Raw genomic sequence first — 12,549 nt, forward strand, 5'->3', positions numbered from 1 at the left:
GGTTTGCCCAGAGAATCGCCCGGTGGGGTAGTTAACGCGCTCGTTAACGGCGGTGAAAACAGGGGTGGCCGGAAACTATCTCGGGGATTCGCCGTGTAAATAAATGGTGGCCGGTCGTGTCGTAGTCAGACCGGGAGCGTCAGGCTGCTCTGGCCGCCGTCGCCGCGGACCGGCCACGACGTTTCGGTCTCGGCGTCGGCCGTCGTGGCGGTCACCTCGAGCTCCTCGGCGTCGTCGGGCACGGTGAGCTGGATGGTGCCGTCGGCGTCGGTGGTGCCGACCGCCTCGCCGCCGACGCTCACGGTGGCGTTTGCGACGGCGGCGTCGTCGTTCCCGGTGACGGTCAGCGTCACGTTCTCACCGGCGCGGACCTGCCCGTCGACCGCGAGTTCGAGGTCGCTGTCGTCGGAGTCGTCGCTGTCGTCGCTATCATCGTCGTCGTTCTCGGGACCCGCGTCCTCCGGCGGGCCGCGCTCCTCGTCGTCCTCTGCATCGACGTCGTCGATCTCGACCTGGTCACCGGTACCGGACTCGCTGACGACCGGGCGGAGGATGTACTGCCCGGAGTTGCCGGCCTCGTGGACCATGATGTCGAACACGAAGCTCAGGTTCGAGCCGGACTCGGCGGTGAACTGCTTGTTGATCTGGAGCTTGTCGCTCGGGAGCTGAACGTCGACCTGCTCACCGTTCTCCAGGGTGCCCTGCACGTCGCTGACGTGGACGAACACCTTGTCGTACTCGCCGGCGCTGATGTTGAAGTCGGTGAGCCGGGAGGCGTTCGCGCCCTGCAGCTCGGTCAGGTCGACCGTGCGGTTGTCGACCTCGTGCGTGACCCAGTCCTCCGACTCGCTGCCGGGTTCGCTGTCGTCGGAGTCGTCGCTGTCTTCGGCGTCGTCGCCGTCGTTGCTCTCGGTTTCGGTGCTGTTGTCCGAGTCGTCGGTCTCCGTCTCCGGTGCCTCGGTGGTCGTGTTCGTCTCGGTCTGGGTGGCCGTCTCGTTCGCGTCCTCGAGGGTGTCGGTGGTCTCGTTCTCGATATCGTCGCGCTCGTCGTCGGAGTCGTCGCCATCGCTCTCGTCCGAATCGTCACCGCTCTCGTCGGCCTGGTGGAAGCCGACCGCGGTGATGGTGACGTTGAGGTGTTCGAACTGGTCGATGGCACCCGGGCGGTCGCTCACGTAGAACGACACGCTGGCGTCGTCGTCCGAGTTCGCGCCGTCCCCGCTACCGGTGATGCCGCCGAGGCATCCGGCGGTCACGAGGAGGGCGGCCAGTGCGATTGCGAGCAGTGCATTTGGTCGTGACATCGTGCTTGTCCCTGACGGCTCCGGGGGCATAAACCGGGAACTCGGTTGCGGAGGGTTTGGTCGGATTCAACCGGATTGGCGGTTCTGAACGGTCGTGAACGGTTTCAACTGCGGGTCGACCGTTTCGATACCGGTTTACCGGTCCCCGGCTGACGGTGTACCATGTCGATGCGCGTGACCTTCCTCGGGACCAGCGGGGCCGTGCCGACCACCCAGCGCAACCCCACCGCCATCTACTGCCAGCGCGAGGGTGACGGCTTCCTCTTCGACTGCGGCGAGGGGACCCAGCGCCAGATGATGCGTTTCGGGACGGGCTTCTCGGTGGACCACATCTTCGTCACGCACACCCACGGCGACCACGTGCTGGGCATCCCGGGACTGGTCCAGACCATGGACTTCAACGAGCGCGACGCCGCGCTCGCGATCCACTGCCCCCCCGGCGAGAGGCAGCTCGTCGAGAACCTCGTCAGCGCGACCGGCGCGCGACCCTCCTTCCCGGTCCGCGTCCACGAGGTGAGTGCGGGCGATGTTGCCCTGCGCCGCGACGAGTACGAGATCCGCGTGTTCCACGTCGACCACCGGACGACGGCGGTCGGCTACGCGCTCGTCGAGGACGACCGGAAGGGCCGGTTCGACCGCGCACACGCCGAGGAGCTGGGCGTTCCGGTCGGCCCGAAGTTCTCGGAACTGCACGAGGGGAACGCGGTCGAGCTCGACGACGGCACGGTCGTCACCCCGGACCAGGTCGTGGGCGACCCCCGACCCGGTCGACGGTTCGTCTACACCGGCGACACACAGCCCACCGACGCGACCGTCGCGGCCGCCGAGGACGCCGACCTGCTGGTCCACGACGCGACGTTCGCCGAGGACCGCCGCGACCGCGCCGGCCAGACCGGCCACTCGACGGCGAAGCAGGCCGGAGAGATCGCCCAGCGCGCCGGGGCGAAGCGGCTCGCGCTCACGCACGTCTCCTCGCGCTACGCCAACGATGTCGAGCATCACCGCGCGGAAGCTCGGGAGGCGTTCGACGGCGAACTGCTGATTCCGGACGACGGCGACACCGTCGAGGTTCCGTACCCGGACGGGGAGTGAGCCGCCCCCGACGCCCGCACCTGCGCCGATGCCCACCCCGGTGACAGTGCCCGCGCCGCCGCCGACACCGTGTGGGTGATTGACGCGGGGCGGGTTCGTTTTTCACGGTCGCGGTCGCATCTTCAGCCATGCCCCACGAGTTCCACCTCTGCGACGTGTTCGCCACGGAACGCTACGCCGGGAACCAGCTCGCGGTGATCCCGGACGCGGGCGACCTCTCGACCGACGAGATGCAGGCCGTCGCCAACGAGATGAACTACTCGGAGTCGACGTTCGTCACCGGCAGCGACGACGAGGGCTGGGACGTGCGCATCTTCACCCCCAACAGCGAGATCCCGTTCGCGGGCCACCCGACGCTCGGGACCGCGGCGGTCGTCCGCGAGCACCTCGCGGATGACGACCCGGACCCGGTCACCCTCCACCTCGAAGTCGGCGACGTGCCGGTCCGCGTCGAGGGGGAGTCCGACGACCCGCTGTACTGGATGAACCAGCAGCCGCCCGAGTTCGGCGAGACGTTCGACCGCGAGACGGCCGCCGCCGCGCTCGGCCTCTCCGCGGAGGACGTGCGAGATGACCTCCCCGTCCAGTGGGTGTCGACCGGGCTGCCGACGGTCGTCGTCCCCCTCCAGGACCGCGCTGCCCTCGAACGTGCCGAGGTCGACCTCGACGGCTACGCGGCGCTGACGGGCGACCACGACGGGAAGAACGTGCTCGCGTTCTGTCCGGAGCCGCGCGACCCGGCCCACGACTACGCCGACCGCGTGTTCGCGCCGTTCTACGGCGTGACGGAGGACCCGGCGACGGGCTCCTCGAACGGCTGTCTCGCGGGCTACCTGGTCCGGCACCGGGACGAGCCGCTCGACGCGGTCGTCGAGCAGGGCTACGAGATGAGCCGGCCGTCGCTGCTCCACCTCGTCGCCGGGGAGCGAGACGGGAGCGACGGAGACGGTGAGATCGAGGTGCAGGTCGGTGGCCGGGTCGTGCCGGTCGCACGCGGCGAGCTGTACTGAGTCCGGAAACGACACACGCGACGAACGACCGTACCGTCGACGGTGCGGTGCCCGCGAAATTTATACAGATACCTCCCCAACCCCCGCCTGTGAGCGCCCGTACCACGGCCCTCGACGCGGTTGTGTTCGGCGTGGACATCCAGAGCGGGGACGTCCGGGGGGACGCCCCGTCGTACGCGCTCGTCGCCTTCGACGGCGAGTCCGTCGAGCGCGATGTCGTCACCTACCGGAAGCTGCGCCGACGCATCGACGACGAGGAGCCAGCCATCGTCGCCACCGACAACATGTACGAACTCGCCGAGGACAAGGACGCCCTCGTCCACTTCCTCGGTAGCCTGCCGGACGAGACACGGCTCGTGCAGGTGACGGGCGACGAACAGCCCGAACCCCTCTCGCGCGTCGCCTCCCGCCACGGCGTCCCCTACGGGAAGGACCCCATGAAGGAGGCCGAGGCCGCCGCGCGCCTCGCCGCCGCGAACGTCGGCTACGAGGTCAGCGCCTTCACCGACACGACGACGGTGAAGGTGTCCCGTGGCCGCTCGACCGGCAGCGGCGGCTGGAGCCAGGACCGCTACACCCGGCGCATCCACGGCAACGTCAAGACCCGCTCGCGGGAGGTCGCCTCGAAGCTGGACGACGCCGGGCTCGACTTCGAGCGCGACGTGACCGAGAAGTACGGCGGCTACGCCAACGCCGTCTTCACCGTCGACGCCCACCCAGCCGACATCCCCGTCTCCCGCGGCCGCTCGGGCGACACGCGAATCGAGATCGAGCGGGAGCGCCGCGACGGCATCGAGTTCGAACCGCTGGCGAAGCGCCGCGACCACGTCATCGTCGGGATGGACCCCGGCACGACCACGGCGGTCGCCGTCGTCTCCCTCGACGGGCAGGTCCACGACGTGCTCTCGACGCGAACAGCCGACACCGCCGCCGTCATCGAGTGGGTCATCGAGCGCGGGCGGCCCGTCATCGTCGCCGCCGACGTGGAGCCGATGCCCGAGACCGTCGAGAAGGTCCGCCGGAGCTTCGACGCCGCCCCCTGGATTCCCACCTCGGACCTCCCGATCGACGAGAAGCAGCACCGGACCCGCGAGACCGGCTACGACAACGACCACGAGCGCGACGCACTCGCCGCCGCGCTGTTCGCCTTCGACGACCACGAGGACCAGTTCGAGCGCATCGCCCGGAAGACCCCACCCGCGCTCGACCGGGGCGTCGTCATCTCGCGCGTGCTCGCGGGGGAGGGCGGCGTCGAGGCCGTCGTCTCGGACCTCATCGAGGAGGACGAAGAGGACGAGGAGGAACACGAGCACGACCCGCGCGAGCTCACCGCAGAGGAGAAGCGCATCCGCGACCTCGAACGCCAGGTCGAGCGACTCCAGTCCCACGTCGACGAGCTACAGGACACCGTCTCGGAGAAGGACGAGCGCATCGACGAGCTCGAATCGGAGCTCTCCGATGCCCGCCGCGAGGAGCGCCGCGAGGCCAGAGAGCGCCGCACCGTCACCCGACTCGAACGTCGGAACAACGCGCTCGAACGCGACGTCGCGGACCGCGAGGAGACCATCGAGGCGCTGGAGGGCAAGCTCGACCGCCTGAAGGAGCTCTGGAAGCTCGACCACTCGAACTTCGCCGACGTCGAGGAGAAGAAACGGGGCCTCGTCCCGGTCAAGCCGGTCGCGAAGTTCACGAAGGGTGCCATAGAGGACGCCCATGACCGCTACGGGCTCGCCCCCGACGACGTGGTCTACCTGCGCGACGCCTCCGGCGCGGGCCGGTCGACCGCCGAGAAGCTCGTCAAACACGAACCCCGCGTCGTCCTCAAGGAGGGCGGGCTCTCCGACGTCGCCGACGAGGTGCTGTTCGAGCACGGGATTCCCGTCGGCCCCGCGGACGACGTGGCGATGCAGGAGGTCGACGAGCTCGCCGTCGCCCGCGAGGACGACGTGGAGTCGGTCATCGAGGACTGGGAGGAGCGCGCGGAAGAGCGCAAGAAGGACCGGAAGTCGGAGATGGTCGACCGGCTCATCAGCGAGCACCGCGCCGACGAGGCCGGGAGCAACGCCTTCTAGAACATCCCGCCCATCCCGAGCATCCCGAGCGCGTTGCTCACGAGCGCCTTCAGGAGCAGTCCGAGCCCCGCGATGACGAGCGCGAAGCCGGCGGCGAGTTCGAGCGAGCCGAAGTAGCCGATCATCCCGATACCTGCGAGGACGAACAGGAACCCGATAGCGCCGGAGATCCCGAGCATCTTCGCGTACTTCGCCGGACCGGACGAGCCTCCGCCCGGACTCATGTCGGCAGCCATGTCACGCAGTCCACCGCCGAGCCGAATGAACGTGGTGGTTTGTCCTTCGAACTGGCAGATACGCGTCTCGGTGCGGAACTGTCCGCCGCGACCCACCGGTCCCGTGGACGAGGGAGGCCGACACCGTCAGCAGCCGGGCCGAAACGCATCCTACAAGAATTAAAAGTAGTGGCATCCATACGGGGACACATGAGTGACAACGACGACGGTGGCCGACGAAACCTGCGGATGCCGGAGGACGACGAGGTGTTCGCGACGGTGACGAACATGCTCGGTGCGAACCGGGTCCGTGTCCGCTGTGCCGACGGCGTCGAGCGCACGGCCCGGATTCCGGGCAAGATGCAGAAACGGGTCTGGATCCGGGAGGACGACGTGGTGCTCGTCGAACCGTGGGACTGGCAGGACGAGAAGGCCGACATCACGTGGCGCTACGAGAAACAGGACGCCGACCAGCTCCGCGACGAGGGGCACATCTGAGCCGTCTCGTAACCGGGATACCCACCCTTTTACGCGTCCGTCACGTTATCCTGCCGTAGATGAGCGACGAGTACGGACTGGTGGAACCGGAGGCGGTCGACGAGCCGGGCGACGAGTGGGAGGCCATCGACGTGTCCGACACCGAGGCCGACCGCATCGCCCGCAAGCGCGACCGGAAGTTCGACCAGTTCAGAAAGCGCATCAAGGACAACGAGTCGCTGAAGGTCGAGGCGTCGGTGTTCGACGACGCGACCTACGCCGCCCTCTACAAGCTCGTACAGGACGGCTGGGTCGACGCGCTGGGCGGCCCCATCTCGACCGGGAAGGAGGCCAACGTCTACTCCGCCCTCGGCGGCGACGGCGCGGCCGACGTGCTCGGTGCGGAGGCCCCCGAGGTCGCCATCAAGGTGTACCGCATCAACGCCTCGGACTTCCGCGACATGCGCGACTACCTCGTCGGCGACCCCCGATTCGAGGGCATCGGTGGGAAGAAGTCCCAGGTCGTCATCGCGTGGGTGCGCAAGGAGTACGCGAACCTCCAGCGCGCCCGCCGTGCCGGCGTCCGCGTTCCCTATCCGCTCGCCGTCGAGCGGAACGTCCTCGTCATGGAGTACATCGGCGCGGAGGAGGGCCGGGCGAAGCGCCTCGCCGAGGTGAACGTCGAGAACCCCCGGACCGCATACGAGGTCGTCCGCGAGTACATGCGCCGGCTCCACACCGCCGGGCTGGTCCACGGCGACCTCTCCGAGTACAACATGGTCATCCACGACGGCGAGCTGGTGATCATCGACCTCGGGCAGGCGGTGACGGTCCACCACCCGAACGCCGAGGAGTTCCTCGAACGCGACTGCCGGAACGTGGCCGCCTTCTTCTCCCGCCAGGGCATCGACGTGACCGGCGAGGAGCTCTACGAGTTCGTCGTCGAGGACGACGAGCGGTTCTGATCATCGGCGACGGACGCCGAGTGCGCCGAGTGCGAGCAGCGCAGCGAGCGTTCCTGACACGCCGAATCCGGGGATCGACCCGTCGTCGTCGGTGTCGTCGGGGTCGGACATCCCGAGGGTCGGCGTCGTGGCGGTGTCCGTGGTAGCTGTCGTCCCCACGTCTCGCGGGGTCGGTGTTGCCGACGATGTGGGTGTCGCCGTCGGTGTCGCGGTCTCCTCGGGCGGTTCGACGACGGCCATCGCGGTCACGGGCTCGCCGTTGTGCAGGTAGGGTTCGTCTGCCTGGTCGAACTCCCCGTCGCGGTCCACGTCGCGGTAGGCGACGGCGACGACGGTCGTCGGCTCGTCGATGGCGTCGTCGAACTGCACGCCGACCTGTTCGGGCTCGGTTCCCGGGTACACGTACGACGAGGCTCCCAGGAAGACGGCGGGGTCACCGACCTCTCGGAGCACGACGAAGCCGCCCCAGGTGAGCGTCGCGTTCTCGACGGTCGTCCCCCACCGTGCGGTGTCGTTGCGGAACGAGAGCGACGCCTCGCGCGGGTGGACCGCGGCGGGAACCGCGTCGCCGATGCCGGTCCCGTTGGAGCGGACGTGTAGCTCGTACCCGTCGCCGTACTCGCCGGTGAGGTTCAGGCCGGCGGTGAACCGGAACTCGGTGCTGTCGCCGCCGTCGGTCCGCTCGACGGTCGCCCGGTCGCTGGCGACGACGCGGCCGGTCGTCGCGTTCACCAGCTCGACCGTCACCGGCGTCGACGGTGGGAGTACGGCGTCCCCGCTGACGGTCGCGTTCGCCTCCGGCTGGAGCCGGTACACCTCCGACCTGTAGCCGCCCGGTACGTCGATGTCGGCCGTCCCGACCGATATCGTCCGGTTCATCGGCGGCTCCCCGTCGGGGAACTCGTCGAACCCGGCGTAGAACTCCTCCTCCGGGCGGAGCTCCGCGGCGTGCAGTTCGGCATCCGCTGGGTCACCGTAGACCGTCTCGACCGCCCACGTGTCGACGACGACGTGGTACGTCGCCGGCCGGTCGCCAGCGACGACCGTCAGGTTCGCCGCGTCCGAGAGGTCGACGACCTTCGGTTCCTGCTGCGGCGTCGGATTGGTCTGGGTCACCCAGAGCCGCGACCCGTTCGTCTGCGTGGCGGCGAACCGTTCGGTGAGGCTCGCGCCGGAGGCGTTCGAGACGTTCCTCGCGAGGGCCTGCGACTGCACCGTGACGACCAGCCGGTCACCCGGGAAGAAGACGGGGTCGCTCGGTTCGTCGAGCCCGACGTGGTCGGGGAGACTCGTCGGACTGGTGCCGTTCGGGACGCGGTGGAGCCGGACGGTCGTGTCGTTCCGGGGGAGGGTGTCTGTCGGACTATTCAGTTCGGCGGTGTCACCGTGACCGACCGTGGCGACGCCGACGACGGGGAGGAGCGTCGCCGTGACGACGAGCAGCGTCACCACTGTCACGGTTCGCGGGGACTGTGGCATGAGTTGGCATGAACTGCCGCGGTACAAATCTCTTGTCCTGAAACCGAAAGCGACGGGTCGACCGTCTCACCGGTGCCTGAGCACGACGAGGGCACAGAGAGCGAGGAGCGCCGCGAGCGTCCCGCTGATGCCGAACCCGGGAACCGAACCATCGTCGTCGGTCCCGTTCGGGTCGGCCATCCCGAGGGTCGGCGTCGGCTCGGGGCTCGTCGTCGCCGGCGTGTCGACGACGGACCTCGGCGTGGTCGTCGCCGTCTCATCCGGCGGTTGGATGACCGCCGTCGCGGTCACGGGCTCGCCGTCCTCCAGATACGGTTCGTCGGTAGCGTCGAGCGTCGCGTTGGCATCGACATCGCGGTAGGCGACCGCGACGACGGTCGTGCGGTTCGCGAGTGCCTCGTCGAACTGCACGATGGCACGGGTGTCCCTGGGGTAGACGTACTCCGGGCTGGCCAGCAGCTCGCCGTCGATGCTGCCGTTCCGGAGGACGACGAAGCCGCCGTGTGTGAGGTTCGTCCCGTTCAGCGTCGCCCCCCACTGGCTCGTCTGGTCGTCGAACGTGAGCGACGCCTCGCGGGGGACGACCTCGAGTGGAACGCGGCTGGACATGACCGTCCCGTTACGGACGACCCGGACGACGTAGTCGACCCCCTGCTCGGCGTCGTACTCGAAGGTCGCGGCGAAGTTTGAGTCGGGCCGCCACCGTGGTCCGCTGGAGCGAGTCGGGGTCGTCCGCTCCCGTGCGAGCACAGTCGACGAGTTCACCTCGATCAGTTCGACGGTGAGCGGCACCGAGAGCGGGAGGGTCGTCTCGCCGGTGACGGTCAGGTTCGTGGACGGCCGGAACAGAAGCGTCGACCCGACGCTGTCGTCCGTGATGGTTGCATCGGGGGTGGCTATTTCGGCCGTCCTGTTCGGCGACAACTCGGTCGGCTGCGGTGCGAACTCGTCGAACAGGTTGAACCCGGCGAGGTACGTCGAACCGATGGTGGCGTACGGCGGTCCTCCCCGTCTGGTGTCGGCGTTGGGTTCCCCACGGAAGATGTCGGCCGCCGAGCGGTCCGGGACGACGTGGTACGTCGCCGGTGCGTCGCCAGTGACGACCGTGACGTTCGCCGTGTCGGCGAGGTCGAACACCGACGGCGGTGCGTGGCCGGGTCGGTAGTCGTAGCCAACGAGGAGTCTCATATCCTCGGCCCAGGCTGCACCGAACCGCTCGGTCAGGTTGTCGCCGGGTGCATCCTCGACCGCGGCGGCGATGACCGCCGACTGGACGGTGACGACGGGGTCGTCGCTGAGCAGCACCGTCGGCGTGCTCGGGCCGTGGAGACCGACGTAGTCCGGGAGGTTTGTCGGGTCGGTGTCGTTGGACACTCGCTGGAGTCGGAGTCGCGGCTCGGCGAGCGACTCGTTCGGCACGACCGCGGTGTCGACGCGCTCGGTCACCTGTGTCTCGCCCCAGTCCGCACTCGCGACGACGGAGAGGTCGGCATCGTCGGGGAGTTCGGTGGCGTCGATGGTGGTGGACCAGCCGTTCGGTCTCCCCGGCCAGATGTCCGGCCCCGAGCTGTTCGCTCGGACCGTCGCGGTCGTCGTTGCGACAGCCTCGCCGTCGGCGGTCTCGACGCGCACGTCGACGCTGGTGCCGGGCGGGAGCGAGGTCGTCCCGTGGACCGTCGCGCCCGTCCTGTCGACGAGTGCGATGCCGGGCGCTCGTGGGGCGACGGTCAGTGTGGGCGGTGTTCGGGTGAGGCGGGCGTGCTCGGGCGGGCCATCCTGGCGTTCGAGGTCGGCCGTGAAGTAGAGCCGGCCGGTGCCGGGTTCGTGGGGTCCCTGCTCCAGTTCGGTGGGCGAGGGGGCGAACGAAAGCGGCCCGCCGGTCCCGTCGCCGACGTACTGCAACTCGGTGTCGTCGGTGGCCGGAACCGCCGGGAGGTCGCGCGGTTCGGTGACGAGGTGGTACGTGTCCGGGGAGTCACCACGGACGACCGTCGCGTTCGCGGGGGACAGCGCGGCGAACCGTGTCTCCATCGCCCCGTCCTGCCAGGCCCAGAGCCTGAGGTTCAGAGCGGGGCCGTCCGCAACGGAGAGGAACCGTTCGGTGCGGTTCGTGCCGGTGGCGTTCCGGACCTGCTCGTCGAGTCCCGGGAGCCGGACCCGGACGACGAACGACCCGTTGGGCGGAACGACGTTCGACTGGCGGGACAGGTTCCCGATGTGGTCCGGCAGGTCGTCGGCGTCGTCCACGCTCCCGGTGAGTCCCGGTGGCCCGGCCCAGAGGCTGACCGCCGTGTCGTTTTCGGTGGGAGACTCGACCGTCGGCACAGTCGGTGCCGCCGCGTCGACCGGGCCATCGTTCCCACCCGTCGGCGCACCCACGCCGACGGCCGGGAGGATGGCCGCCGCGACGACAAGCGCGGTGATGACCACCACGAACTGCGGAGGGTGTGACATATCACACGACTGCTCGCTCGGTGGGCATAAGTCTCGTGCAGCACCCGCCAGACTCCGAAACGATGAAACCCGATGCCCGACTACGTATGGGTATGCAGTCCGCTCCCGCCTGGCGCTGGCACGAGTCCTCGGGAGCGGACAGTATCGCGCTCGGCGTCGACGCGGCGTAACCGGGTCGCCGGCGGCGCGGTGCTCACTCGTTCTCTCGCGCATCGCTCGCCAGCCAGCGGTTTCACCATCCACAGATGACGACAGACGACACCACGACAGGACAGCACGATTCGAACACACCGGCCGACGACAACGCGGCCAGCGACGACGAGGACCACTTCACCGTCACTCCGTACGACGTGTCGGGGACGGTCGACTACGACCGGCTGCTCGAACGGTTCGGGGCGGACCGGCTCACCGACGAGCAGGTGGGACGGTTCCCCGACCACCCGATGCTCCGGCGACGCATCTACTACGCCGGCCGGAGCGTGGACCGGTATCTGGACGCCGCCGAGGCGGGCGAGACGCACTCCATCGTCACCGGCGTCGGGCCCTCTGGCCCGATGCACCTCGGCCACGCGCTCGTGTTCTACCTCGCGAAGGAACTGCAGGACGCGACCGGGGCGGAGGTGCTCATCCCGCTCTCGGACGACGAGAAGTACTACGCGAAGGACCTCACCTACGAGGAGATCTCGGAGTACCGCGACGAGAACCTGCGCGACCTGCTCGCGGTCGGCTTCGACCCCGAGAAGACGACCATCGTGGTCGACACGGAGGACGCGGACGTGATGTACCCGGTCGCGAGCGCGCTCGCCCGGCACCTCACGCAGTCGACGGTCGACGCGACGTACGGCGAACCCGACAACGTCGGGCTCTCGTTCTACCCGGCGGTCCAGGCGGCCCACCTGCTGTTGCCCCAGCTCGTCCACGGCGAGCACCCGACGCTGGTGCCGGTCGCGGTCGACCAGGACCCGCACGTCCGGGTGTGTCGTGACGTGGCCGCGAAGGAGCGCTTCCCCGTCTCGAAGCCGGGCGCGCTGCTCGGGCGGTTCCTCCCGACGCTCGACGGCCCCGGGAAGATGTCCGCCAGCGACGACGTGCCGGCCATCGACCTCACCGACGAGCCCGACGACGTCCGCGACGTCATCCGCGAACACGCGTTCACCGGCGGCCGTGCGAGCGTCGCCGAACACCGCGAGCACGGCGGCGACCCGAGCGTCGACGTGCCGTTCCAGTACCTCCGCTTCTTCTTCGAGCGCGACGACGACGAGCTGGCCCGGATCGAGGAGTCCTACCGGGAGGGCGAGCTGCTCAGCGGCGAGCTGAAGGAGCTCGCGTCGGACCGCATCGGCGAGTTCCTGAGCGCACACCAGCGTCGTCGGGCGGCACTGGGAGAGCTCGACTCCGAACTCGACCCCTACCGGCTGACCGACGCGGAGCGCGAGCGCGCCCGGCAGGCAGTCGGGCTGCGCGGGTAGGGCTGACGGCCG

The 12,549-nt window shown here is 69.2% G+C and carries 10 protein-coding genes; 6 read left to right on the forward strand and 4 right to left on the reverse strand.

Going from position 1 to position 12,549, the window contains the following annotated elements:
• Positions 1 to 125 precede the first annotated feature (125 nt).
• On the reverse strand, positions 126 to 1,304 hold the full coding sequence (locus NOW55_RS17250) for a DUF4382 domain-containing protein (protein ID WP_256401348.1): 1,179 nt from the start codon (positions 1,302 to 1,304) through the stop codon (positions 126 to 128).
• A 162-nt stretch (positions 1,305 to 1,466) separates the two neighbouring features.
• Here NOW55_RS17250 and rnz point away from each other — a divergent pair, with 162 nt between their 5' ends.
• The 3 genes from rnz (at position 1,467) to NOW55_RS17265 (ending at position 5,478) form a co-directional block, all read left to right on the forward strand.
• Positions 1,467 to 2,396 carry a ribonuclease Z gene (rnz, locus tag NOW55_RS17255; protein WP_256401349.1) on the forward strand — a complete coding sequence of 310 codons (930 nt, stop codon included), beginning with the start codon at positions 1,467 to 1,469 and terminating at the stop codon, positions 2,394 to 2,396.
• A gap of 128 nt (positions 2,397 to 2,524) precedes the next feature.
• Positions 2,525 to 3,406: a PhzF family phenazine biosynthesis protein gene (locus NOW55_RS17260; protein WP_256401350.1), complete on the forward strand. Its 882-nt coding sequence runs from the start codon at positions 2,525 to 2,527 to the stop codon at positions 3,404 to 3,406.
• An 89-nt stretch (positions 3,407 to 3,495) separates the two neighbouring features.
• Positions 3,496 to 5,478 carry a DUF460 domain-containing protein gene (locus NOW55_RS17265; protein ID WP_256401351.1) on the forward strand — a complete coding sequence of 661 codons (1,983 nt, stop codon included), beginning with the start codon at positions 3,496 to 3,498 and terminating at the stop codon, positions 5,476 to 5,478.
• Here NOW55_RS17265 and NOW55_RS17270 read toward each other — a convergent pair.
• Complete coding sequence (locus tag NOW55_RS17270) at positions 5,475 to 5,714, reverse strand: DUF7470 family protein (protein ID WP_256401352.1); 240 nt, start codon at positions 5,712 to 5,714, stop codon at positions 5,475 to 5,477. The two genes, NOW55_RS17265 and NOW55_RS17270, sit on opposite strands and share 4 nt — an antisense overlap.
• A gap of 189 nt (positions 5,715 to 5,903) precedes the next feature.
• On the opposite strand from NOW55_RS17270, the gene eif1A reads away from it, so the two are divergent.
• Positions 5,904 to 6,191, forward strand: a complete 288-nt coding sequence (gene eif1A / locus NOW55_RS17275) for a translation initiation factor eIF-1A (RefSeq protein WP_256401353.1) — start codon at positions 5,904 to 5,906, stop codon at positions 6,189 to 6,191.
• 59 nt (positions 6,192 to 6,250) lie between these two features.
• On the forward strand, positions 6,251 to 7,135 hold the full coding sequence (rio1, locus tag NOW55_RS17280; RefSeq protein WP_256401354.1) for a serine/threonine-protein kinase Rio1: 885 nt from the start codon (positions 6,251 to 6,253) through the stop codon (positions 7,133 to 7,135).
• Here the strand turns inward: rio1 and NOW55_RS17285 are convergent, their stop codons facing one another.
• Together NOW55_RS17285 and NOW55_RS17290 are read right to left on the reverse strand one after the other, a co-directional pair.
• Positions 7,136 to 8,614 (reverse strand): DUF7282 domain-containing protein, encoded by a 1,479-nt coding sequence (locus tag NOW55_RS17285; protein WP_256401355.1) that lies wholly within the window; start codon positions 8,612 to 8,614, stop codon positions 7,136 to 7,138. It lies immediately after the preceding gene.
• A 66-nt stretch (positions 8,615 to 8,680) separates the two neighbouring features.
• Positions 8,681 to 11,068: a DUF7282 domain-containing protein gene (locus tag NOW55_RS17290; RefSeq protein ID WP_256401356.1), complete on the reverse strand. Its 2,388-nt coding sequence runs from the start codon at positions 11,066 to 11,068 to the stop codon at positions 8,681 to 8,683.
• A 245-nt stretch (positions 11,069 to 11,313) separates the two neighbouring features.
• On the opposite strand from NOW55_RS17290, the gene NOW55_RS17295 reads away from it, so the two are divergent.
• Positions 11,314 to 12,537, forward strand: a complete 1,224-nt coding sequence (locus NOW55_RS17295; protein WP_256401357.1) for a tryptophan--tRNA ligase — start codon at positions 11,314 to 11,316, stop codon at positions 12,535 to 12,537.
• Positions 12,538 to 12,549 lie beyond the last annotated feature (12 nt).

Source organism: Haloarchaeobius litoreus, assembly GCF_024495425.1.
Taxonomy (GTDB): Archaea; Halobacteriota; Halobacteria; order Halobacteriales; family Natrialbaceae; genus Haloarchaeobius; species Haloarchaeobius litoreus.

Coding starts and splice junctions, on each gene's coding strand:
- NOW55_RS17270 (WP_256401352.1), bottom strand. CDS start 5,714: ATGGCTGCCGACATGAGTCCGGGCGGAGGCTCGTCCGGTCCGGCGAAG.
- NOW55_RS17285 (WP_256401355.1), bottom strand. CDS start 8,614: ATGCCACAGTCCCCGCGAACCGTGACAGTGGTGACGCTGCTCGTCGTC.
- rnz (WP_256401349.1), top strand. CDS start 1,467: ATGTCGATGCGCGTGACCTTCCTCGGGACCAGCGGGGCCGTGCCGACC.
- rio1 (WP_256401354.1), top strand. CDS start 6,251: ATGAGCGACGAGTACGGACTGGTGGAACCGGAGGCGGTCGACGAGCCG.
- NOW55_RS17295 (WP_256401357.1), top strand. CDS start 11,314: ATGACGACAGACGACACCACGACAGGACAGCACGATTCGAACACACCG.
- eif1A (WP_256401353.1), top strand. CDS start 5,904: ATGAGTGACAACGACGACGGTGGCCGACGAAACCTGCGGATGCCGGAG.
- NOW55_RS17260 (WP_256401350.1), top strand. CDS start 2,525: ATGCCCCACGAGTTCCACCTCTGCGACGTGTTCGCCACGGAACGCTAC.
- NOW55_RS17250 (WP_256401348.1), bottom strand. CDS start 1,304: ATGTCACGACCAAATGCACTGCTCGCAATCGCACTGGCCGCCCTCCTC.
- NOW55_RS17290 (WP_256401356.1), bottom strand. CDS start 11,068: ATGTCACACCCTCCGCAGTTCGTGGTGGTCATCACCGCGCTTGTCGTC.